Below are 20,701 nucleotides of genomic sequence, written 5' to 3'. Positions count from 1 at the left end.
GACCACCGGAGAGCACCGGCTCCAGCGGTGGGCGTCAGTGACAGTGCGTGTCGAGATGCACGTCGCGATCGGCGTAGCGCGGGGAGAGCTCGACGGTGGCGTGATCGACGCCGTGGCCGGCGAGTTCGTCGTGGACGCGACCGACGACCGCGTCGGCCTCGACCATCGTCTCGACGTCCGTTTCGACGTGGACCGTCGCGACCGTGATCTGGCTGCAGATCTGCCACGCGTGGAAGTCGTCGACGCGGTCGACGCCGTCGATTTCGGTGAGATGCAGCCGAATGTCGTCGCTCTCGAGCGGCGTCTTGAGGAAGAAGATCTCGCCGCTGCCGCGCAGGACTGTGATCGCAGACCACGTGACGACGGCGGCGATCAGCGCCGCGGCGATCGGGTCGATCACGCGGATGCCGGTCACCTCGATGGCGATTACGGAGACGATGACGGCGACCGAGCCGCCGGCGTCGCCGAGCAGGTGATAGAACGCCCCCTTCTCGTTGAGGCTCATCGCGTCGCCGTGGAGCACGTAGACCGAGCCGAGGTTGACCAGCAGGCCGCCCACCGCGATGGCGATCGTCGGCCCGGCCCCGATGGCAACGGGCTCGAGGAACCGCTGGTAGGACTCCCAGAGGATGAACCCGACCATCGGGAGGAGCAACATGCCGTTGAGGAAGGCGGCGAAGGGCTCGAGGCGGTGGAGGCCGTACGACCAGCGTTCGTCCTCGCCGTAGCGTTCGGCGACGTGGGCGGCGGCGAAGGCCATCACGTACGCGAGCGCGTCGAACAGCATGTGGACCGCATCGCTGATGAGCGCGACCGATCCGAACGCCAGCCCGCCCGCGAGTTCGACGACGAAGCCGACGACGTTGATCAGCGAGACGGCGGCGAGCTTGCGGCTGCTCGTCGACGCCCCGCCGTGGCCGTGCCCGTGGCTGTGGCCGTGATCGTCGTGAGCGTGTGAGTCGTCGTGGGCGTGTGCCGACTCGTTGCGACTCATCGTAGATCGAACGCAGTGGGCCCGACTTATTAAACCGGCTGCTATGAGACGACGGTTTCTATGCTAACCTTAGCAATTATTTGCGGATAGACTAGCAAGACCGCGGTGGGCCGTCGCAGTTTGTGCTCCTCCTCGGTAGGGTCGACCGGAAGCATTTCGGCGACCCGCTTCGTCCTCGAGGCCGTGAGCGACGGGGAGGAACTGACACTCGCGGACGAAATCGTCGCCCGAGCGCGGATTCACGCCCGGGAGGTAATCGACGAGTCCGAACTGGCGGTCGATCTCGGAGCCCTCGAGTGGGACGTGTCGGCACGGGCGCGCCGTCGCGCGGGTCTCTGTCGCTGGCACGCCGACCGCGAGGTGGCGACGATCGTGCTCGCGCGGCGGGCCTACGAACGGTACGACTGGCCAGATTTTGCGGGGATCGTCCGCCACGAACTCGTCCACGCGTGGGAGTTCCAGCAGTTCGGGGAATCCGGCCATGGTGATCGGTTTCGCGAGCGGGCCGCGGCCCTCGAGGCCCCGCGCTACTGCGAGGCGTTCGCGCGGCCGCGGTACGTCCTCCGGTGTCTCGCGGCCGACTGCGACTGGCGGGCGAAGCGCCACCGCGCGTCGAAACCGGTGAAGTCGCCGGACCAGTACCGGTGTGGGGGCTGTGGCGGGTCCTACGAGGTCGAGCACGTGGCGAGCGGCCGGACGTGGACGACCGCGAGTGGCTACGGTGGCGCGAAGTCGGCACTCGGCGAGGAGTGGTAGAGCCATCGAGCGCGACCGAATCGAGTCGAGCGCGGAACACTTATTCGCCTCACGATACCTGTTTCGGACATGGGAATACTCGATCTGATGCTGGGCAATTCCGGTCCCGGCGAGCAGGGCGTCGCGGCGAAGTCCTACACCCTGCCCAAGGACACACACGACTTCGTCTACCCCGTCGCAGTCCGTCGCGAAGAGGTCGAGGCGTTCGCCGAATTGCTCGAGGCCGAAGCCGACGCGCCGGCACTCGAGGCCGAAGCCGCCGATCTGGATGCGGCCTTCGAGGGCCTGACTGGCGAGAGCGGCCCCGATATCGATACGGACGAACTCGCCGAGCGGATGCAGCAGCCGCGACACGCGGTGGAACCGGTGATCGAGTCGTGGCGCGACACCCTCAAGCGGGATATCGGCGTCGTCTACGCGCGGCCGAACACCGACGAGGCGCTGGTGGCGTTCGTCAAACTCTGCAAACAGCGCGACGAGGACGAGGCCGACGCGTTCGAACTCCCGGAGAACTTTCCGAACGCGGCAGCCCTACTCAAGCGACTCAAGGAGGGGACCGACACCCAGTATCGCGCCGTGGTACACACGGATCTGCTGCCCGACAAGTAGAACGGGCGTCGCAGTCGTGATCAACGTCTCGAGCCGGCTCAGACGATCGTCTCGAACGCCTCGAGCGACGCGAGTTCGTAGGTCGGCACGTGCTCGCTCGGCCCGTCGTCGCGCCCGGTATCGAGCCACGCCGAATCGATCCCCATCGCATTGGCCCCCGCGATATCGGCGTGGAGGGAGTCACCGATATGGATCGCCGCATCCGGCGCGACCTCGAGTTCGGCGAGCGCGCGCTCGAAGGGGGCCGCGTTCGGCTTCGGCAGGATGCCCGCGCTCGGCTCGGTAAACACCTGCACGTCGAAGGCGTCCGCGATGCCCAGCGCCCGGAGTTTCTGCGTCTGCGTTTTCCGGCCGCCGTTCGTGATGAGTCCGACCCGACTTCGGCCGCGAGCGTGCTCGAGCGCCGCTTTCGCGCCGGGTCGGAATCTGACGGCGGTCGGGTCCTGTACCGCGAGGTATTCGGACGCGAGCGTCGGCGCGAGATCGGGGGCCGCGCCGGCCCGCTGTGCGACTTCGGTAAAGAGGTGCTCGTAGAACTCGCGGTCGGTCTCGGCGGTCGGCAGGTGGGGCACGGCGGCCCGCAACTCCGCGGGCGTACAGAACTGCTCGCAGCCGGCGCGGTCGAAGGCGGACTCGAGCAGGGTCGCGGCGTCCTGGGTCGGCTCGCAGAGCGTGCTATCGAGATCGAAACAGATCGCGTCGTAGGCGGCCATCTGGATCGGTATACGAGCGCGGGCGTTCTCAACGTTTCGCCGATTCGATGCAGTATCCGTCGTTGCGATCGATACCAACGAGAACAGCCCGAAAGCCCCGACGAGGCTCGAGTCGGCGGACTCGCTGCGCGCTTCGCTCGCTCACGTCGTTCGCTCGCTCCAGTGCTTGCGTCGTCCGCCGTCCCCGAGCCACGTCGCCCCTTTCAGTCCCGCCCGGCGGTGGTTTGGCCGGCTGGTCGACACTCGGTGGTTGACCGGGGTAGAGGGATATCGGCTCGAGGGGCCGCTCCCGATTCCGCAGCAGTTATTTTTGCTGACACGCCGCTTGTCGTATGGAGGTCGTCAGGCGAGTGCACGTCGTGCCGCTGGGCTACGAGTTCGATCGGATCCTTGAGCCGATCCGGACCCAGCGGGCGGATCTGGTCTACCTGCTCGAGGACGATAGCGCCGGCGGTGGGGAGACGGACGGGAAACGAGCTGAGGAGGGAGACGGCCACAGCGAGCGAAACGCAACCGCGGCCGCCGACTATCACGACGAGTTACGTGAGGAACTCGAGTCGATCGTCCCCGAGGTGCGGACCAGAGCGTGCGATCTGACGGACGTGTACGCCGTCCTCGGCGACGTGACGACGATCGCCGATATCCACGCCGAGGATCAGGTGTACGTCAACGTTTCGGGGGCCGGTACGATTCCGGCGATCGGCGCGACCATCGCGTGCATGGACGTCTCGACGGACGCCCACGCTTACTACGTCGAGCCGTCGGAGTACGCCCACGACGGGACGACCGAACCCATCTCGTTCGGCCTCGACGAGATGGAGGAGGTACCGACCTACCCCATTGAGTCGCCGACGCGCGAGCAGGTCGCCATCATGGAGTTTCTCGCCGATCCGGCCGCGTGGGACGGCTTTCACGACGACCGGACGGCACCGCCGAAAAAGAAGGACCTCATCGAGTACGCTCGAGAGCAGGAACTCGCCTTCATGGCCGATCGACGGTCGCCAGACGACCGCTCCGGCGAGGACAAGGGCGCGTTTCGGGTCCTCGACACCCACGTCCTCGAGCCGCTTTCCGAGGACGGCTACGTGACGATCGAGTCGGTCGGCCGCCGGCGCGTCGTCGAACTGACCGAACGGGGCGAAAACGCCTACCGGGCGTTCCGACACAAGCTCATGGACGAGGCCGACGAGCTGCGATAGGATTGGGGCGGTGGCATCGGTGGAGGGGTGGACGTCAGCGGTGGGGCGACAGCAGTCACTCCTCGTCGGAGACCCGCGCGTACAGGTCCGTACCCAGTCGAGCCAGCTCGAGGTCTGCCTCGAGGCGCTCGATATGGTCGCGAAGCGCCGCCGGCTCGAGCCCCCGAAACTCGCGGTCGGTGCGGGAATCGAGGTGGCTGCTTGCCCGCGCGAGCAGGAAGGGCGCGGCGTCAGCGAGGTGCGAGCCCGGGAGTTCGGGGCCAGCGCCGCGGCCGCGCTCGACCGCGGCCAGCACTTCTCGTGCCACGATGAGTGTCTGGCGCAGCGAGCGGATCTCGGCGTCGTCGGCGGGTGACATCAGGTGCTCCGCCAGCACCCGGTCGGCCGCGACGACTCGATCCGGATCGACATCGAACGCGTCCTCGAGCCGTCCGAGGGCGGGTTCGGTGACGTCCGTGCGCCGACACGCGAGCCGGACGGCACCCAGCACGGCCGCGGGTCGGCCGTACTCGAGGGCAGCCAGCTCGCCCGCGTGGTCGAACGCCGCGCGAGCAATCTCGGCCGCGGGTTCCACCTCGAGACGGCGGGCGGCGCAGTCGATCGTCAGTTCGGTCTCATCGAGGTGGCGCTGACCCATATCAACCCGTTCGTCCGGACGGGTATTATCAACTTCTGAGAAGGTATTCGAACTATTGTTACTATCGTTACTTTCGACACTATCGTCGGTATCTGTACAGTTCTGTCAGTTACGACGGTATGGGACTCAGAGACCTGATTCGGCGAGACGGCCGATAGTCCGGTATTGCTCGAGCTGTCTGACGTTCCTGCTCGATTCGCCACGTTCAAGCCGGTTCCCTCCGAGGGTCGATTTATGACGCGAGCTGTCTGGGTAAAAGCCGACGACACCGTCGGCGACTGGGACGACCGCCGGGAGCGGATCACCGCCGCGCTCGAGGCGGGTGCAGACTGGGTACTGGTCGACGAGGACGACGTGTCCCGCGTCCGGGAACTGGGCGATATCAACGTCGCCGCGTTCCGGACCGACGGGGACGTGACGCTGGTCGACGACATCGACGACGCCGAGGCCGACGGCGCAAGCGACACGGAACCGGCCTCGCAGGCGGACGCGATCGTCGTCGGGAAAGACGGCGAAGGCGACGCCACCATCGACCTGCCCGAGGACTTCTCGGGGTCGGCGGACCTCTCGACGCTGCGCCGGAACGGCGACTTCGAACGCGGCGCGTACGTCCGCATCCTCGGCAAGGAGTACGAGCGCTTCGCTGAGACCGCCGCCGAGGAAGCCGACCACACGATCGTCGTCGGCGAGGACTGGACGATCATCCCCCTCGAGAACCTGATCGCCCGCATCGGCGACGAGACCGACCTCGTCGCGGGCGTCACCAGCGCCGAGGAGGCCAAAACGGCCTTCGAGACCCTCGAGATCGGGTCCGACGCCGTCCTGCTCGACTCCGGGGACCCCGACGAGATTCGCAAGACCGTCGAAATGCGCGATCAGGCCGCACGCGAACGCCTCGACCTCGAGTACGCCGAAGTGCTCGAGGTCGAACGGGCGGGCAGCGCGGACCGAGTCTGCATCGATACGGGCAGTCTGCTCGAGCACGACGAGGGGATGCTCGTCGGATCGATGAGCCGCGGACTGGTCTTCGTCCACGCCGAAACCGCAGAATCGCCCTACGTCGCCTCGCGGCCGTTCCGGGTCAACGCAGGCGCGGTCCACGCCTACGTCCGAACGCCCGACGGCGGCACGAAGTACCTCTCGGAGCTCCAGAGCGGCGACGAGGTCCAGGTCGTCGACACCGACGGCAACACCCGCGAAGCCATCGTCGGTCGGGTCAAGATCGAGCAGCGGCCGATGTTCCGCGTCGCGCTCGAGACCGAGGACGGCGACCGCGTCGAGACGCTACTCCAGAACGCCGAGACGATCAAGGTCGCCGCCGAAGCGGGCCGGAAGGCCGTCACGGACCTCGAGGCCGGCGACGAGATCCTCCTGTACGCCGAGAACACGGCCCGCCACTTCGGCGAGCCGGTCGAAGAAAGCATCATCGAGAAGTAACGGGTTTCGATCGGTCGACTCAGTCGTCCACCACAGTCGTCTCCGTCGCTCGCTTCAGAGATCGTTCGTCTCCGCCTCGGGATCGACGGGCTCGAGGCGGGTCGTACACCAGTGACAGAACTCGAGATCCGCATCGATTTCTTTGCCACACTCGGGACAGGTCGGCCCCTCCGTGGCGTCGGCCCCGACCGAGGAGTGGCCGAGCGCGCGAAACGTCGAATCGATCGCGGCGAACAGCGCGATAAACGAGAGGAGGAACTGCGCTATCGCGTCGGTCTCCGCGGCCATGATGTCCGCGTACACGGTAATATCGTCGACGCTCGTTACCGGCCCGGCGGCCGTCAGCTGGTCGATCGGAAGAAAGAGGGCGCTCGCCGACACGAAAAGTCCCGCGAACGCGGCGGCGCGCAGCCAGTCCCGAATGAGAACGTGACCCGCGCCGGGCATGATCACGGAGAGGCCGGCGGCGAGAAGCGCACGGAGCCATGTCATTGTATGTGGGATGGTAGGGAGCCCCTGCCCTTAACATTCCGATTCTCGTTGTTTTCAGCTCACGCGAGTCGTGCGACCAGATCGGCGAGCGTCTCGAGGTCGTACTGCCCCGGCGCAGTCGCATCCGCAGGATCCACGGGGGCGTAGCCAATTTTCGACCCGTACACAGGAGCTACCGCTCGAGTGTGACTCCCCACTTCGCCCATCGCCATCGTCGCCACGGTATCGCCGTGTGAGGTCAGCTGCTCGGTCGCAGAGAGTAACGCGAGCGTGTCCACCTTCGACTCCGCAGTCACCGCCAGCTTCGCCACGTCGGCGTACTTGCCGGCCTCTGTCAGCGTCCGGACCATCTCTTTGCGGGGCGGCGTTCCCTCGAAATCGTGGGCTGACGCGACGATCGAAACGCCGCGCTCGCGGGCCGTCTCGAGCAACTCCTCGGCTTCACCCTCGAGGATCGACTCGAGTTCGACGTCGATCGCATCGACGGCATCGAATGCAGTCGCCTCGGCGAGCGCCTCGAGTCGTCCCTCGTCGGTCGCTTCCCCGCCTTCCCACTCGGCGCGGTTCGTCGCCAAAATCGGTAACTCGCCGTCGTAGTCCTCGAGCGCGGCCAGGGGTTCGTCGGCCAGGTCCATCCGAAATTCGATCGCGTCCGCGTGCTCGCGGGCTGCGGGTTCGTCGGAGAGATTCGCCGTCGCGGCTGCGAGGACGAACGAGTCGAAATCCAGTCCCATTGCTATGGAGTGGGAGCGAGAGCGACAAAAACGGTGTCGTTTCGGCGAGTGTCGGCGTGGGCGTGCGTCGCCCGCGTTAGGCCATCCCGATGGTCTCCTCGGCCTCGAGGAGTTCGTGATAGCGGTTTCGGATGGTGACTTCGGAGATGTCGGCCACGTCGGAGACGGCGGCCTGCGTGGTCTTCTCGTTGGTCAGGAGCGCCGCGGCGTAGACCGCGGCGGCCGCGAGGCCGACCGGCGACTTGCCGCTGTGGACGCCCTTTTCCTTGGCGTTCTGGAGCAGGCTCCGCGCGCGGTGTTCGGCCTCGTCGGAGAGTTCGAGTCCCGAGGCGAAGCGGGGGACGTAGCTCTCGGGGTCGGCCGGCTGGACCTCGAGGCCCAGTTCGCGGACCACGTAGCGGTAGGTGCGCGCGATCTCGTTTTTCTCGACGCGGGAGACGTCGGCGATCTCGTCGAGGCTCCGGGGGACGCCGGCCTGTCGGGCGGCGGCGTAGACACAGGCCGTCGAGACGCCCTCGATGGAGCGGCCCGGCAGCAGGTCCTCGTCGAGCGCGCGGCGGTAGATGACCGACGCGGTCTCGCGGACGTTCGTCGGGAGGCCGAGCGCGCTCGCCATCCGGTCGATCTCGCCCAGCGCCTGTTTCAGGTTGCGCTCCTTGGAGTCGCGGGTGCGGAAGCGCTCGTTCCACTTGCGCAGGCGCTGCATCTTCTCGCGCTGGCGCGAGCCCAGGGAGTTGCCGTAGGCGTCCTTGTTTCGCCAGTCGATGTTCGTCGAGAGCCCCTTGTCGTGCATCGTGTTCGTCGTGGGTGCACCCACGCGGGACTTCTCGTTTTTCTCGGCGGCGTCGAAGGCTCGCCACTCGGGACCGCGGTCGACGGAGTCTTCCTCGACGACCAGTCCGCAGTCCTCACAGACGGTCTCGCCGTGCTCGTCGTCGACGACGAGGTTGCCGGCACACTCAGGGCAGACCAGATCCTGCTGCTCCTCGCTCTCGGTCTCCTGTTCGTTCGTTTCGGGTTCGCTACGTCGTACTCTCGTGTTCGATGGTGCGTTAGTCATACGATGGCGATTGCTGCCCGGCCGAACCGATTGCAAAAGCCCGGACGGATCCGTTACCTCTCACGTTCAGAGACTCGAGGTTTAATGGTTTCGAAATCGCTCCCCCATATCCCTCGAAAACGGGTAATTCGGGCGAACGAGCATGATAAATAGAAACATTGAAGCAGAGAAGACGACCGCCGCAGGCGGAATCGGAGGTGCCAACTCCGCTCCGTGCGGACGCCCGGTATGGAACTCGCAGTCGGCAGCACGAACCCGGTCAAGATCGACGCGGTCGAACGCACGCTCGAGCGGTACGAACCGACCGTAACCGCCGTCGACGTCGACTCCGGGGTGAGCGAACAGCCGCGATCGCTCGAGGAGACGGTTTCCGGTGCCGAGAACCGCGCCCGGCGCGCACTCGCGGCGACCGAGGCAGACTACGGCGTCGGCCTCGAGGGCGGGGTCGTTCGGCTCGGGGCGACACCGAAGCTCTCCCTGATCATGTGGGGAGCCGTCACCGACGGCGATCGACTCGAGCGCGGCGGCGGGCCGACGCTTCGCCTTCCCGACCGGGTTGCCGAACGGGTCGCGGACGGCGCGGAGCTGGGACCGGTCATGGACGACCTGCTCGGCACCGAGAACGTCGCCGAGGCCGAGGGAGCCGCGGGCGCGCTCACCGACGGCTTGACGAGCAGGACACAAGCGCTGGGCGAGGCGGTTGCGGCTTCGTTCGGACCGTTCGTAACAGGGTATTACGACATCGATACGTGACTCTCGGCCGCTGTGACGGGCCCCGCTCACATTGTGGCAATCGAAATTCCGATCGGATCCCGTCGGCCGGAAACCATCACGAACAAACGACAGTCAGCGGGCAGTATATATTAACCGCACGTACCAACGAAACCTTTCCGCCCGGTTAGTATCTCATTACGCCCCGGGGAAACCGCACGACTGGAGCGGGTTAACCGCACGTACCAAACCCCCTAAGGGTGTTCCTGTCATCCGTTCGTGTATGAGCACTGCAATGGCCCCCGACCTCACGAGCAAACAACAGCGGATTCTGGAGTACCTCCGAAACAATGCGGCGACGAAGACGTACTTCAAATCCCGCCTCATCGGCAAGGAGCTCGGTATGACGGCGAAAGAGGTCGGCTCGAACATCACCGCACTTCAAGAGGGCGACTACGACGTCGAGATCGAGAAGTGGGGGTATTCCTCGAGTACCACCTGGAAAGTCGACGCGTAAGTCGGCTGCAGTCGCGCGGTCCGTTTCTGCTCTCGGTTTACCGATCGTAACGAACCGCCGCTGATAGCGACGCGAACGCTCTTCTATCGCGAGCCCTCAATATCGGGGCATGACGGCAGTACTGTTCGATATGGACGGCGTCATCCTCGAGGGGCCGCGGACGCACCCGCAGGTGTACGCCGACGCCGCCGACGCAGCCCTCGACGACCTCGGGGTCGACCCGACGCCGTCGCAGCGCCGCGATTTCAGGGAGCACGACCACGAACGGATTCGGAGACACTGCCGGGATCTCGAGATCGATCTCGCACAGTTCTGGAAACAGAAAGAGACACACGCCTCGAGCGGCACCCACGACCGGCTTCGGTCGGGCGAGCGCGGCACCTACGACGATATCGACGCGATTCACGAGCTCGGCGAGCGAACGGCGATCGGACTCGTCACCAACAACCGCCACGAGACCGCCGAGTTCGTCGCCGACTACTACGGGTTCGAGTTCGATGTCGTCCGCGGCCGGGACCCGACGGTCAAGGGCTACGAGCGGCGCAAACCCGACCCCTCCTACATCGAAGAGGCATTCGAGGCCCTCGACGTTACGAGCGGGATCTACGTCGGCGATTCGGTTACAGACGTGACCGCCGGGCACGCGGCCGGTCTCGAGACCGCGTTCCTCCGGCGGCCCCACAACCGCGAGCAGTCGGTCGATGCGACCCACGACCTCGCGTCGCTGACCGAACTCGCGTCGCTGCTCGAGTCGGACGGGTCGTCATAATATCGCGGTAAGGAGGTCTTACCGCCGAGTAACAGTTCTGTACCCCAGACAGTCAGGGCTGATACTCGAGGAACTGATCCGCGTCTCGAGCGAGCGTCCGCGCGCGGTCGCCGAAGGAGTCCGCGTGACCGACGACCAGTACCAGCACCGTCTCGGGTCGTTCGACGGCGTAGCCGTCGTCACGGGAGAGCAGCCCGGCCTCCTCGAGTTCGCCGGCGTACTTGCTCACCGTCGGCGGGGAAACCTCAAGCGCCGTCGCGAGGTCGCCGGCGGTGGCGTCCGAGTTCAAGAGCAGTTCGATCAGCATCCCTCGTGGGGTCTCCCGGCGGAGGTAGCCGAGCGCGCGTTTTTCGAATTCGTCGAACCGGCCGGCCGTGACGAACCGCTTGTAGTCGCCGTCGCGATAGCGTTCGATGGCCTCGAGTTCCTCGAGCCGGCGGAGGTGGTGTTGGGTTTCGCCGGTCCCGAGTTGCAAGTCGTCGCGGATCTTCGAGAAGTGCGCGCCGGGCGTCGTGGAGAGATAGCCCGCGATGGCGTCGCGCGCGTCGCTTTCACCCGTGTCAGCCGCCGCTGAATCGGAGCGTCCGACCAGCGGGGAGGCGGCACCGAGGGCGGCGAATCGGCGCAGGGTCGCTCGTTTCTCGTCGTCGACCCCATCGGGTGCTGTCATACCTACTACCGTCCACAACGGCGTGACACGTAAAACAGGTTTCGCTCCGCTTTGTTCACCGAGTATTACCAGTTAGGAGCTCAATACGTTGCTCCGAGCGATGAGCGCGAACGGTACGCAGACGGTTGCGAGCGAGAGACAGAGAGAAAGAACGCGAATCGACGGCACCTGAGACGGATCGACCGCGATCGAACGGAACGGAGACGATCAGTCGCTCGAGGACGACTCGTCCTCGTCGGCCGGCATCTCGGTGCCGCCGTCGGTCTGGCCCTGGAAGTCCTGGTCCATCTCCTCGATGACCTCGTCCGGATCCGAGATATCCGCGGGATCCTTGCCTTCCTTGATGGCTTGGGCCTCCTGTTCCATCGCTTCGACGTCCATATCGGCTTCCTGATCGATCTCGCCGATGATCTCGGCGATGTCGTCTAACCCGATCAGTTCGCGGGTCTCGTCGTCGAACTCGCGGCTCTCGAGGTCGGTACCGTTCCCCTCGACGTCGCTGCCCGAGAGGTGCTTGCCGTAGCGGCCGACGAGCGAGGTGAGTTCTTGGGGCATGACGAACGTCGTCGACTCGCCCTGCCCGATGTCGCCGAGCGTCTCCATTCCCTTGTCGATGATCGCGCGTTCGCCCATCGATTCGGCGGAGCGGGCGCGCAACACGGTCGAGATCGAGTCACCCTGCGCTTCGAGGATCTGGCTCTGTTTCTCACCCTGAGCGCGGATGATCTCGCTCTGCTTGTCACCTTCGGCCTTCTCGACGGCGCTGCGGCGTTCACCTTGGGCCTCGAGGATCATGGCGCGGCGTTTCCGCTCGGCGGAGGTCTGTTGCTCCATCGCGCGCTGGACGTCCTTCGAGGGGTTGACCTCGCGGACCTCGACCGACTCCACTCGAATACCCCACTCGTCGGTGGGTTCGTCGAGTTCCTCGCGGATGCGGGCGTTGATCTCTTGGCGCTTGTTCAGCGTGTCGTCCAGTTCCATGTCGCCCAGTACGGCACGCAGGGTGGTCTGGGCGAGGTTCGAGACGGCCTTCTTGTAGTCGTCGACCTGCAGGAACGCCTTCTTGGCGTCCATCACCTTGATGTAGACGACGGCGTCGGCGGTCACCGGCGAGTTGTCGCGGGTGATCGCTTCCTGCCGGGGCACGTCCAGGGTCTGGGTACGCATATCGAACGCGTACGTGTTCGAGACGAAGGGCGGGACGAAGTTGATCCCCGGCTCGAGCAGTTTGCGGTACTCGCCGAAGACGGTGAGGGCTCGCTTCTCGTAGGCGTCGACGATCTCGATCGCGCTTAGCAGCGCGGCGACGACGAGAACGAGGACGAGGGCACCGACGAGCAACACGGCTGCGCCGGCGGTTTGCATCGGGAACAGTTGTAGCACCATATTTCGGCCTTACGGCGGTGGGGAGAAAAGCGTTCCCTTATTTCTCCAACATTTGCGAGCCGGCCTCACGGGTCAACTCGAGCGCTCCGTTTCGGTCTCCGGTTCGGCGTCGGTCGGCGATCCGTCGCCGCCGTCCGCGGGTTCTTGCTCCTCTTGCTCGCCCTGTTGGGCGTCTCGTGCCAGCGCGCGGTCGATCTCGTCCTCACCGACCGCGTCGAGGGATTCGACCGTGAGCACGTTTCCGCCACCGGGATCGATGACGATGACCTCCTCGCCTTCCTCGATCGTGCCGCTGGTGGTTCGCGCGCTGTAGTAGGGGGCGAACCCGCCTTCCTCGAGTTTGACCTCGCCGCTGCGGTTCGTGACCGTGTCGGTGACGTAACCCGTCGCGCCGGACAGCGAGTCCGAGTCCGTGGTTCGAGCCGTCCCTTTGCCGCCGTAGAAGTCGAACCGGTTGTAGACATACGCCGCTGCGAGCCCGATCATGAGGGTCAACCCCGCCAGAATGATCGGACTAAGCGGGCTCGGAAAGAGCACGCCGATCAACCCCGCGCCGACCAGCGCGATCCCGATGACGATGAGGTGGGCACCCGGCGAGGTGGCCTCGAGTACCATCAGTACGAGACCCACCACCAAGAGCAGAAGCGGCACGTTCCCCACGAGGGATTCGACCATACTTAGCGCTAGCATCCCGTGCGAAGTAAATGTTTGTCAAGTACCACGCAGGAGTTCGGCGGGCAATCGCAGTGAAATCGTGGCACGGACGGCTCGAGCGCCCCCAATATCCGAAGGGGGTGGCTACATATCGACTGTGGGCACCGCGGCGGTCGGTCGCGGGAGACGACACCTACCCTGAACGTTCGGGGAAAATTTTTGGTCTCGGAGCCGGGAATTCGAGCAAGCGCCCTCCATGAATCTTCGCTTGCGGATCTGTGCAGTCCTCGGTGTGTTCGTCTCGGTTACTGCCGCGTTCGTGCTCGCGCTGTTGTGGACGTACGGCGTCCTGCTCCCGGGAGTCGTCGGCGGGACGATCGTCTACCTCCAGTACGGAGCCGTCGAGTTCGACCCCCTCCGATTGCCGGTCTCGTGGACGACGGCACTGGTGCTGATCGGCGGCTTCCTCGCGGCGCAGACGTATTACGGCTATCGGCGCGTACTCTCGGGAACGCGCGGCGACGCCGGCGACGCGGACCACGCCGTCGCGCGAACGGTCCGACGGCTGGCGATGACCGCCGACGTTCCGGAGCCGGACGTTCGCGTCGTCGCCGCCGAGGCGGCAAGCTGTTACACCGTCGGCCGGCTCACCGACGCGACGATCGTCGTCACGACGGGACTGGTCGAGGCCCTCGACGCCGACGAACTCGAGGCGGTCCTCGCCCACGAGATCGCCCACGTCGCCAACCGGGACGTGACGCTGATGACGATCACGACGCTGTTCCTCGAAATCGCCGACCGGGCCTACCACGCGGCGCTGCTCGCGCGCCGTGCACTTTCCGATCCCGGCGAGCTATCGGACGGCGGGCGGATCGCGTTGTACTGGTTTCTCCCCTTGGTCGTGCTCACCTCCGTCTTCGTCGCGCCGATCTTCTGGGTGTTTCCGACGATCGCCGACTGGGCGACCCGAACGCTGTCACAGTCGCGAGAGTTCGCCGCCGACGCCGCGGCCGCCCGGATCACCGGGACGCCGATGGCGCTCGCGAGCGCGCTGGTGACCCTCGCCGAGACGACCGGAACGCCGGAGACGGACCTCCGAACGGCCAAAATAAGAGCGTTGTGTATCATCCCGACCGATCCCGTAACTGGCGACGAGACGACGTCGCTGCCCGAGATCCGGCGGCCGGGAGACGAGACAAACCGGCGTGCGAACGTAACGTCGTGGCTCGAGGCTACCACGCCCTCGGGACCCGTCGATGCCGACTCGGCCGAGACTCACCCGCCGGTCGAGCTCCGCGTGCGACGGTTGGCCGAAATGGCGGCCGAACTGGAGGTGGAATCGTGACGGGGGCACGGCGGCTCCTGCTCGTCGTCGGCTGTCTGTGCTGTCTGTTCGTCGTCGCGAGCGCGCTGCCCGCGGCGGACCCGCGACTCGACGGGCCCGGGGGGAGCGACGGAGAGCCCATCGCCGGCGACTGGGAATCGATGGGAAATACACCCGAGTTCGTCACGGAGTCGCCCGACGACACGAGCGAGCGTGACAGCGAGAGCGACGACGAATCGGAGACGAGAGAGATCGAGATCGACGGCGAAATCGAACCGGGAAGCAACGTGACGGTCCAGACCGACCATCCCAGCCATTTCAGCACGACAACCATCGCAGTCAACGGCGAGAACGTCACGGAGGGAGACGAATTCGGCAGGGCCACCATCATCGTCCCGTACGCCGAGGAGATGACCGTCTCGATCCCCGAGGAGAATCAATCGCGGACGTTCGACGTCCGGACGGCTGCGACGCTCGAGACCCACGGCGGGGCGGCTCCGGCTCGCGACCTCGAGATCTCGGCGTCGGTCGGCTCGACGGCGGTGCCCAACGCGACGGTCTTCCGCGATGGGACGGCCGTCACGACGACCGACGATGACGGGGAGGCCACCGTGACGCTCCCGGAGACGACCGGCCCGGTCGACCTCCGCGTCGAACGCGACCCGATCGCTGGCAATCGGACCGTCGAGGTGGCCGAACCGACGGTCGAGTTCGTCTCGCCGGTTCTGTTCCCCGGCTCGCCCGCTCCCGTCCAGGTGTCGGCCGACGGGGACGGCGTCCCGAACGCGACGGTCTCCCTCGAGAGCGGCGGGACGGCGACGACCGGCGAAAACGGGCGGGCGCGGCTCTGGCTGCCGATCGATGACGGGGCGACCGTGACGGCCGAGGTCGGTGCGGAGACCGCAACGGTGACCGTCGGAAACCTCTACCTGCGGCTGGCGGCGGTCGTCGTGCTCGTCCCAGGATTCTGTATCGGCGGCGTTGTGACCTACTTCCGACTGGTCGCCACCAGTGAGCGGCGGCGCGGAAACGCGGCGGCAGCGCTGTTCGTCGCGCTCGCGGACGTACTCGGGGGCCTTGGGGCCGCACTCAGCCGTCTCTTCGGCGCTATCGGCGGCTACAGCCTGCCATCGATATCGCTCCCGACCGTTTCGATGCCTCGCCTCGAGTTCGGTGGCCCGGGGCTCGGATTCCCCTCGTTCGGAGCGGTCCTCCCGTCGGTCGGCCGCGCGTTCGGCTCTCTCCCGTCGCTCGGATCGCTGGGCTCGCTCGGTCGATCGTCGGCCGACAGCGATCGGTCGCTGCTCGCGGGGCTTCTCGGACCGACTGCGGACGACGAGGACGCCGACGAGCCGGGCGATTCCGAGGCTGACGACGCGGGGAGACCCGGTCTCGCGGCCGAACCGCTGACCCCTCGCGGGCCGCGCGCGGAGGTCCGAGCGGCGTGGCACGCGTTCCTCGACCGCCTCGAGATAGCGGACCGCGAGACGGCGACCCCCGGAGCGGTGGCTCACGACGCGCTCGCCGCCGGGTTCCCCGCCGACCGCGTGAGCCGCCTCGTCGAGATCGTTCGCGACATCGAGTACGGCGGCCGCGAGCCGTCTTCGGAGCGAGCGGCGGCGGCGCGGGCCGCGGTGCAGGACCTGCTTACCCACGAGTCGGACGAGGAGGGGTCGGAATGAGTTCGCGTTCGTCTTCCGGACCGCGGCGAGATCCGCTAGTCCGGCTCCCTGCCATCGATCTCGAGCGAGTCGTGACGGCCGTGGTCGGTGCCGGTGTCGTCCTCGCGATCGGGGCGGTGCTACTCGGCGGCTTCGTCCCGTCCGCCCGAACCCTCATCGTCCTGCTGTATCCGCTCGCAGTGCTGTTTCCGGCGCTCGGAGTCACGATCGTGGCGGGTGTGTGCTGGTGGCTGTGGACCCGCGACCGCTCGAGCGAGTCCCCACTGCTCGAGGGTGTGCCGCCCGAATCGGGCGTCAATCGCGCGGAGACTGCAGTCGGCCGCGAGACACAACGGACCATCACCGCCGCCGCGCAGGGCCAGTACCGCTGTCGAACGAACGAGTCGGCGAGGGACGTTCGCAGACGGCTCGTCGAGGGTGCGGTTCGCGTCGTCGTCACGAAACGCGGGCTCGCGGCCGACGCGGCTCGCGAGGCCGTCCGCTCGGGGACGTGGACCGACGACCCCGTCGCTGCCGCGTTCCTCGCCGACGGTGGGCGACAACCGCTCGGCGAACGGCTGCGGGCCGCGGTCGACCCCGGCGCGGCGTACCAGCGCCGCGTCCGTCGCACGCTCGCGGCGATCGAAGCCGTCGACGCGGAGGTGGATCGATGAGCGATCGGACCGTCGAGCGACTCGCGGGCGACGAGTGGGCCATCGCCGCGACGCTCGCACTCGCGGGACTCGGCATCGCCGCCGGCAGCCAACTCCTCGTCGCCGCCGCGACGCTCCCGCTGTGGTACGTCGCCGCGGCTGCGTTCGGGACGAATCAGCCGTCCATGGTGCGTGTCAACCGCCGTATCTCGGTTCGCGACGGCGCGAGCGGCGGGCCCATCGACGACGCCGACGAGAGCACGAACTCTGGTTCCGCGACAGTGTCCGCCGACCCCGGTGAGACCGTCACCGTGCGGACGACCGTCCAAAACGCCGGCTCGGACACGATCGTCGACCTGCGCGTCGTCGACGGCGTCCCCGACACGTTGCCGGTCGTTTCCGGCTCCCCGCGTGCGTGTGAGACCCTCGAGCCGCTCGAGGAGACGACCCTCGAGTACGAACTCGAACCCCGGCGGGGCGAGCACGCGTTCGACGACGTCACGGTCCGAACGCGCGATCTCACGGGAACGGTGGCCGAAACGTGGCGTGCGGGCGCTGGCGGCGACGACGCGGTCCGCTGTTCGCCGGTCGTCGAGTCGGTGTCGCTCGGCGACGGGGCGAACGACTACGCGGGCGAGGTGCCGACCGACGAGGGCGGCAGCGGCCTCGAGTTCTACGCCGTCCGCGAGTACGAGCCGGGCGATCCGGTCCGGTCGATCGACTGGCGGCGCTACGCCGGGAGCCGGGAGCTGGCGACCATCGAGTACCGCGCCGAACGGGCGACGCGGATCGTCTGCGTCGTCGATGCTCGGCCGAGCCAGTTCCGTGCGGCGACGACTGCACGCCCGCCCGCGATCGAGCGCTCGGCCGAGGCCGCCGAACAGGCGCTCGAGGCGCTGGTGGCCGCGGGCCATCCGACCGGGGTCGTCGGGTTTCACGAGCAGCGGCTGACGACCGTCGCCCCGGGAACCGACCCCGCCACGAGGCGGGAGGCGTCGCAGCTACTCGAGGGGGTCCGGGAGGCCGATTTCCTCGGCTACCGGTCGAGCGATCGGACGCGAACGGACGATCCCGTCGCGGACCTCCCCCGGGCGCTGCCCGGCGAGGCGCAGGTGTACCTGTTCTCCTCGTTCGTGGACGACGAGCCGGTCGACCTCGTCGAGCGGCTCCGGGCGCGGGGGTACGCGGTCCGCGTGATCTCGCCCGATGTCACGACGGCCGCTGACGATATCGCGACGCGGCTGGAATCGCTCGACCGGGAGACACGGCTCGCTCGAGCCCGCGCGACGGGCGCTCGCGTCATCGACTGGGACCGCGAGCAGTCGCTCGGGGTCTTACTTCGCAACGCGATCAGGAAGGGAGGGAGGCGATGACTTCCGATAGTCGACTCCCGGCGACGACGGGGCGAGCGATCGCGTTGGCCGCCGGTATCAGTGCGCTGGCGCTCGCCCTCGCGGAACCGCTCGTCGCCGGCGGCGTCCTCGTCGGGATCGGTCTCTCGGCGACGGTGGGGTTGTCCGCGGGTTCGTACCACCGCGTCGCGGTCGCGTCAGCGCTGCTTCCGATCGTCGTCCTCGGCGGGGTCGCCGTCATCGGTCCCGCGGGAGCGCCGATAGCGGCTCTCTCGGCGCTCGTCGGCGTGGTCCTTGGACTCGCAGCGGGTGGCGTCCTCGCCGGTGAGCCGACGCCGATCGCGCTCCTACGGGCGGGCGCGGCCGCGCTCTGTTCGGCGGTCGTCGCCGGCGGCGCGGCACTGGTCGCCGTCTGGATCGATACGCTTGGCGGCGTCGGACCGGCGCTCGCCGCGGTCCCGTTGCTCACCGGCGACGGGCCGTCCGGACTGTTCCTCGCGCTCGTCGCCGCCGTCGTCGCGATCGCGGCCGCCCTCTTTCTCGTCCCGCCGGCGGCGTTTACCGTTCCCTCGAGACGCGATACCTACGACAGGACGCGAAACGCGCTCACGAGAGCCGCGGGTGTCGCGACCGTCCTCGCGATCGTCGTGCTGGCGGTACTAACGGTGCTCTCCGTGTTCGTCCCGCCCCTCGAGTGGCTCGTCGATGTGATCGCCGGCAGCGTTGTCGTTCGCGGATCGATCGCGGCCGTGACCGTCGTCGCCGCCGTCGTCGCCGTCTCGGCGACGGCCATCCGCGCCACGTGGCTCCAGACGGACGGACGACGGAACGGGGCCGTCGCGATCATCGTCGGCGCGGTCTCGGGCGTGGGTCTCGCGTTCGCCGGTGTCTGGTCTCTCGGCAGCGTTGAGACGAACGTCGTGGCCGTGGCCTTCGGCGCGCTGGCGATCGTCCTCGGTGCCGGCTGGCTGGCGGCGTGGCTCTACCAAGGTGCGGTGTTGCGAGGCGACGCCCCCACGCCCAGTACCGTCCTCGCCGGATCACTCGCGGCGGGCGGAGCCATTGCCGGTGGCACTGTCGATACCGTGCTGCTCGACCTCGAGACGGTCCGGGTCGGTGTGGCGACGTTCGTGCCGATCGCAGCCGCGCTGTTCGCGTACGATGTCGGCCGCTACGGGCGGACACTGGCGAGCGAGATCGGCCACGAGGCGTCCCGTCGGCCACAGCTCGTGCGGCTCGGCTGGAGCGGGGCGATGGCGGGTGCCGGCGTCCTCGTCGCGGCCCTCGGGCTGGCCGGAGCGGCGGTCCTCGCGCCCGCGCTGTCGGTGCCGGCGACGGCGGGCGTGATCGGTGCTCTGGTCGCGGTCGGCGGCGGAACGTGGTTACTGGTCCGCTGAGGGGGGCTCCATCGCCGGCACTGGACACTCCTCGAGCACGGCGTCGATGACCGCGCGCCGGGAGACGCCGTCGACGCTCGCTTCGGGGGTCAACACGAGGCGATGAGCGAGCGCCGGCCCAGCGATCCGTGTGATGTCCTCGGGAACGACGTACTCGCGGCCCTCGAGGGCAGCTCGAGCCCGGCTCACCTCGAACAGTCGCTGGACGCCGCGGGGCGAGACGCCGACGTCGACGCGGCCGTCGGTCCGGGTCGCTCGGCAGACGTCACCGATGTAGTCGCGGACGGAGTCTTCGACGGTAATTTCCTCGGGTACGCGCTGGAGGTCGAGCACCCGCTCGCGGTCGACGACCGGGTCGACGGTCGGGTCCGGACGGTCGCGGTCGGCCCGGCGGTCGATCAGTTCCCGCGTTCCGTCGGCGTCAGGATACCCCAGCGAGGTCTTGATCATGAAGCGATCGCGCTGGGCCTCGGGCAGTTCGAAGGTTCCCTCCTGTTCGACGGGATTCTGCGTCGCGATGACGACGAACGGCTCGGGAAGGTCGTGGGTCTCGCCGTCGACGGTCACCTGTCCTTCGCCCATCGCCTCGAGCAGCGCGGACTGGGTCTTCGGCGGCGCGCGGTTGATCTCGTCCGCGAGAACTACGTTCGCGAACACCGGGCCGGGCGTGAAGTGGAACTCGCCGGTCTCCTCCTCGAAGACGTACGAGCCGGTGATGTCGGCGGGCATCAGGTCCGGCGTGAACTGGATCCGGGAGAACTCCAGCCCGAGCGCGGTCGCGAACGACCGCGCGGTGAGCGTCTTGCCCGTTCCGGGCACGTCCTCGAGTAACACGTGACCGCGGGCGAGCACTCCGGCGGTGACCTCCTCGAGGACGGTTCGATCGGCGACGACTGCGGAGAGAATCTCGTCGACGACGGCTCCCGCCGTCGCCGCGGCGTCGGGGACTGACATACCGATACCCGTCCCTACGTGA

General features: G+C 67.4%; 22 protein-coding genes. 12 read left to right on the top strand and 10 right to left on the bottom strand.

Going from position 1 to position 20,701, the window contains the following annotated elements:
• Nucleotides 1-34: 34 nt before the first annotated feature.
• Entirely contained in the window at nt 35-994 is a 960-nt protein-coding gene (locus tag C489_RS00625) for a cation diffusion facilitator family transporter (protein ID WP_006429139.1), read from the bottom strand.
• 183 nt (nt 995-1,177) lie between these two features.
• Between C489_RS00625 and C489_RS00620 the strand changes: the two genes are divergently transcribed.
• A complete protein-coding gene (locus C489_RS00620) occupies nt 1,178-1,750 on the top strand; it encodes a SprT family zinc-dependent metalloprotease (protein ID WP_006429138.1) in 573 nt (190 codons plus the stop codon).
• Nucleotides 1,751-1,819: 69 nt separating this feature from the next.
• Complete coding sequence (locus C489_RS00615) at nt 1,820-2,359, top strand: hypothetical protein (RefSeq protein WP_006429137.1); 540 nt, start codon at nt 1,820-1,822, stop codon at nt 2,357-2,359.
• 38 nt (nt 2,360-2,397) lie between these two features.
• On the opposite strand, the gene C489_RS00610 is transcribed toward C489_RS00615, so the two are convergent.
• Entirely contained in the window at nt 2,398-3,072 is a 675-nt protein-coding gene (locus C489_RS00610) for an HAD family hydrolase (RefSeq protein WP_006429136.1), read from the bottom strand.
• 332 nt (nt 3,073-3,404) lie between these two features.
• Here C489_RS00610 and C489_RS00605 point away from each other — a divergent pair, with 332 nt between their 5' ends.
• Nucleotides 3,405-4,271 (top strand): HFX_2341 family transcriptional regulator domain-containing protein, encoded by an 867-nt coding sequence (locus tag C489_RS00605; RefSeq protein ID WP_049890473.1) that lies wholly within the window; start codon nt 3,405-3,407, stop codon nt 4,269-4,271.
• A 55-nt stretch (nt 4,272-4,326) separates the two neighbouring features.
• On the opposite strand, the gene C489_RS00600 is transcribed toward C489_RS00605, so the two are convergent.
• Nucleotides 4,327-4,908 carry a hypothetical protein gene (locus tag C489_RS00600; protein ID WP_006429134.1) on the bottom strand — a complete coding sequence of 194 codons (582 nt, stop codon included), beginning with the start codon at nt 4,906-4,908 and terminating at the stop codon, nt 4,327-4,329.
• A gap of 234 nt (nt 4,909-5,142) precedes the next feature.
• On the opposite strand from C489_RS00600, the gene C489_RS00595 reads away from it, so the two are divergent.
• Nucleotides 5,143-6,345 carry a 3-dehydroquinate synthase II gene (locus tag C489_RS00595; protein ID WP_006429133.1) on the top strand — a complete coding sequence of 401 codons (1,203 nt, stop codon included), beginning with the start codon at nt 5,143-5,145 and terminating at the stop codon, nt 6,343-6,345.
• A gap of 54 nt (nt 6,346-6,399) precedes the next feature.
• On the opposite strand, the gene C489_RS00590 is transcribed toward C489_RS00595, so the two are convergent.
• The 3 genes from C489_RS00590 to C489_RS00580 all read right to left on the bottom strand — a co-directional run bounded on the left by C489_RS00590 (nt 6,400) and on the right by C489_RS00580 (nt 8,631).
• Entirely contained in the window at nt 6,400-6,837 is a 438-nt protein-coding gene (locus C489_RS00590) for a zinc ribbon domain-containing protein (protein ID WP_006429132.1), read from the bottom strand.
• Between the two features lie 59 nt (nt 6,838-6,896).
• The gene (locus C489_RS00585; RefSeq protein WP_006429131.1) at nt 6,897-7,571 is read right to left on the bottom strand and encodes a type I 3-dehydroquinate dehydratase; all 675 of its coding nucleotides are present in this window, start codon (nt 7,569-7,571) and stop codon (nt 6,897-6,899) included.
• Between the two features lie 76 nt (nt 7,572-7,647).
• Entirely contained in the window at nt 7,648-8,631 is a 984-nt protein-coding gene (locus C489_RS00580) for a transcription initiation factor IIB (protein ID WP_006429130.1), read from the bottom strand.
• A 228-nt stretch (nt 8,632-8,859) separates the two neighbouring features.
• Here C489_RS00580 and yjjX point away from each other — a divergent pair, with 228 nt between their 5' ends.
• The 3 genes from yjjX to C489_RS00565 all read left to right on the top strand — a co-directional run bounded on the left by yjjX (nt 8,860) and on the right by C489_RS00565 (nt 10,628).
• Nucleotides 8,860-9,384, top strand: coding sequence for an inosine/xanthosine triphosphatase (gene yjjX, locus C489_RS00575; protein ID WP_006429129.1), 525 nt, complete (start codon nt 8,860-8,862; stop codon nt 9,382-9,384).
• Nucleotides 9,385-9,637: 253 nt separating this feature from the next.
• A complete protein-coding gene (locus C489_RS00570) occupies nt 9,638-9,859 on the top strand; it encodes a DUF7123 family protein (protein WP_006429128.1) in 222 nt (73 codons plus the stop codon).
• 109 nt (nt 9,860-9,968) lie between these two features.
• Nucleotides 9,969-10,628: an HAD family hydrolase gene (locus C489_RS00565; protein ID WP_006429127.1), complete on the top strand. Its 660-nt coding sequence runs from the start codon at nt 9,969-9,971 to the stop codon at nt 10,626-10,628.
• A 52-nt stretch (nt 10,629-10,680) separates the two neighbouring features.
• Here the strand turns inward: C489_RS00565 and C489_RS00560 are convergent, their stop codons facing one another.
• The 3 genes from C489_RS00560 to C489_RS00550 all read right to left on the bottom strand — a co-directional run bounded on the left by C489_RS00560 (nt 10,681) and on the right by C489_RS00550 (nt 13,359).
• Nucleotides 10,681-11,298, bottom strand: a complete 618-nt coding sequence (locus tag C489_RS00560) for a winged helix-turn-helix transcriptional regulator (RefSeq protein ID WP_006429126.1) — start codon at nt 11,296-11,298, stop codon at nt 10,681-10,683.
• Nucleotides 11,299-11,505: 207 nt separating this feature from the next.
• Nucleotides 11,506-12,684 (bottom strand): SPFH domain-containing protein, encoded by a 1,179-nt coding sequence (locus C489_RS00555; protein WP_006429125.1) that lies wholly within the window; start codon nt 12,682-12,684, stop codon nt 11,506-11,508.
• 72 nt (nt 12,685-12,756) lie between these two features.
• Entirely contained in the window at nt 12,757-13,359 is a 603-nt protein-coding gene (locus C489_RS00550; RefSeq protein ID WP_006429124.1) for an NfeD family protein, read from the bottom strand.
• 235 nt (nt 13,360-13,594) lie between these two features.
• Between C489_RS00550 and C489_RS00545 the strand changes: the two genes are divergently transcribed.
• From C489_RS00545 to C489_RS00525, 5 genes are read left to right on the top strand one after another with little or no spacing between them, the layout of a single operon-like run.
• Nucleotides 13,595-14,683, top strand: a complete 1,089-nt coding sequence (locus C489_RS00545; protein WP_006429123.1) for a M48 family metalloprotease — start codon at nt 13,595-13,597, stop codon at nt 14,681-14,683.
• On the top strand, nt 14,680-16,344 hold the full coding sequence (locus C489_RS00540; protein ID WP_006429122.1) for a DUF4129 domain-containing protein: 1,665 nt from the start codon (nt 14,680-14,682) through the stop codon (nt 16,342-16,344). The genes C489_RS00545 and C489_RS00540 overlap by 4 nt, the downstream gene beginning before the upstream one ends.
• Nucleotides 16,341-16,997 (top strand): DUF7269 family protein, encoded by a 657-nt coding sequence (locus tag C489_RS00535; protein ID WP_049890471.1) that lies wholly within the window; start codon nt 16,341-16,343, stop codon nt 16,995-16,997. The genes C489_RS00540 and C489_RS00535 overlap by 4 nt, the downstream gene beginning before the upstream one ends.
• Nucleotides 16,994-18,349 carry a DUF58 domain-containing protein gene (locus tag C489_RS00530; protein WP_006429120.1) on the top strand — a complete coding sequence of 452 codons (1,356 nt, stop codon included), beginning with the start codon at nt 16,994-16,996 and terminating at the stop codon, nt 18,347-18,349. The genes C489_RS00535 and C489_RS00530 overlap by 4 nt, the downstream gene beginning before the upstream one ends.
• Nucleotides 18,346-19,725: a hypothetical protein gene (locus tag C489_RS00525; protein WP_006429119.1), complete on the top strand. Its 1,380-nt coding sequence runs from the start codon at nt 18,346-18,348 to the stop codon at nt 19,723-19,725. The genes C489_RS00530 and C489_RS00525 overlap by 4 nt, the downstream gene beginning before the upstream one ends.
• Here the strand turns inward: C489_RS00525 and C489_RS00520 are convergent.
• Nucleotides 19,711-20,679: an AAA family ATPase gene (locus C489_RS00520; RefSeq protein WP_006429118.1), complete on the bottom strand. Its 969-nt coding sequence runs from the start codon at nt 20,677-20,679 to the stop codon at nt 19,711-19,713. The two genes, C489_RS00525 and C489_RS00520, sit on opposite strands and share 15 nt — an antisense overlap.
• Between the last annotated feature and the right edge of the window lie 22 nt (nt 20,680-20,701).

The organism is Natrinema versiforme JCM 10478 (assembly GCF_000337195.1).
Classification (GTDB): Archaea; Halobacteriota; Halobacteria; order Halobacteriales; family Natrialbaceae; genus Natrinema; species Natrinema versiforme.
Note: the sequence above shows the minus strand (reverse complement) of the source record. Positions and strands in the feature narration are given on the sequence as shown.

Bases quoted from the DNA above. Each gene is read 5' to 3' on its own strand.
- C489_RS00625 (WP_006429139.1), bottom strand. From the start codon at position 994: ATGAGTCGCAACGAGTCGGCACACGCCCACGACGACTCACACGCTCAC.
- C489_RS00615 (WP_006429137.1), top strand. From the start codon at position 1,820: ATGGGAATACTCGATCTGATGCTGGGCAATTCCGGTCCCGGCGAGCAG.
- C489_RS00610 (WP_006429136.1), bottom strand. From the start codon at position 3,072: ATGGCCGCCTACGACGCGATCTGTTTCGATCTCGATAGCACGCTCTGC.
- C489_RS00605 (WP_049890473.1), top strand. From the start codon at position 3,405: ATGGAGGTCGTCAGGCGAGTGCACGTCGTGCCGCTGGGCTACGAGTTC.
- C489_RS00600 (WP_006429134.1), bottom strand. From the start codon at position 4,908: ATGGGTCAGCGCCACCTCGATGAGACCGAACTGACGATCGACTGCGCC.
- C489_RS00595 (WP_006429133.1), top strand. From the start codon at position 5,143: ATGACGCGAGCTGTCTGGGTAAAAGCCGACGACACCGTCGGCGACTGG.
- C489_RS00590 (WP_006429132.1), bottom strand. From the start codon at position 6,837: ATGACATGGCTCCGTGCGCTTCTCGCCGCCGGCCTCTCCGTGATCATG.
- C489_RS00585 (WP_006429131.1), bottom strand. From the start codon at position 7,571: ATGGGACTGGATTTCGACTCGTTCGTCCTCGCAGCCGCGACGGCGAAT.
- C489_RS00580 (WP_006429130.1), bottom strand. From the start codon at position 8,631: ATGACTAACGCACCATCGAACACGAGAGTACGACGTAGCGAACCCGAA.
- yjjX (WP_006429129.1), top strand. From the start codon at position 8,860: ATGGAACTCGCAGTCGGCAGCACGAACCCGGTCAAGATCGACGCGGTC.
- C489_RS00570 (WP_006429128.1), top strand. From the start codon at position 9,638: ATGGCCCCCGACCTCACGAGCAAACAACAGCGGATTCTGGAGTACCTC.
- C489_RS00565 (WP_006429127.1), top strand. From the start codon at position 9,969: ATGACGGCAGTACTGTTCGATATGGACGGCGTCATCCTCGAGGGGCCG.
- C489_RS00560 (WP_006429126.1), bottom strand. From the start codon at position 11,298: ATGACAGCACCCGATGGGGTCGACGACGAGAAACGAGCGACCCTGCGC.
- C489_RS00555 (WP_006429125.1), bottom strand. From the start codon at position 12,684: ATGGTGCTACAACTGTTCCCGATGCAAACCGCCGGCGCAGCCGTGTTG.
- C489_RS00550 (WP_006429124.1), bottom strand. From the start codon at position 13,359: ATGGTCGAATCCCTCGTGGGGAACGTGCCGCTTCTGCTCTTGGTGGTG.
- C489_RS00545 (WP_006429123.1), top strand. From the start codon at position 13,595: ATGAATCTTCGCTTGCGGATCTGTGCAGTCCTCGGTGTGTTCGTCTCG.
- C489_RS00535 (WP_049890471.1), top strand. From the start codon at position 16,341: ATGAGTTCGCGTTCGTCTTCCGGACCGCGGCGAGATCCGCTAGTCCGG.
- C489_RS00530 (WP_006429120.1), top strand. From the start codon at position 16,994: ATGAGCGATCGGACCGTCGAGCGACTCGCGGGCGACGAGTGGGCCATC.
- C489_RS00525 (WP_006429119.1), top strand. From the start codon at position 18,346: ATGACTTCCGATAGTCGACTCCCGGCGACGACGGGGCGAGCGATCGCG.
- C489_RS00520 (WP_006429118.1), bottom strand. From the start codon at position 20,679: ATGTCAGTCCCCGACGCCGCGGCGACGGCGGGAGCCGTCGTCGACGAG.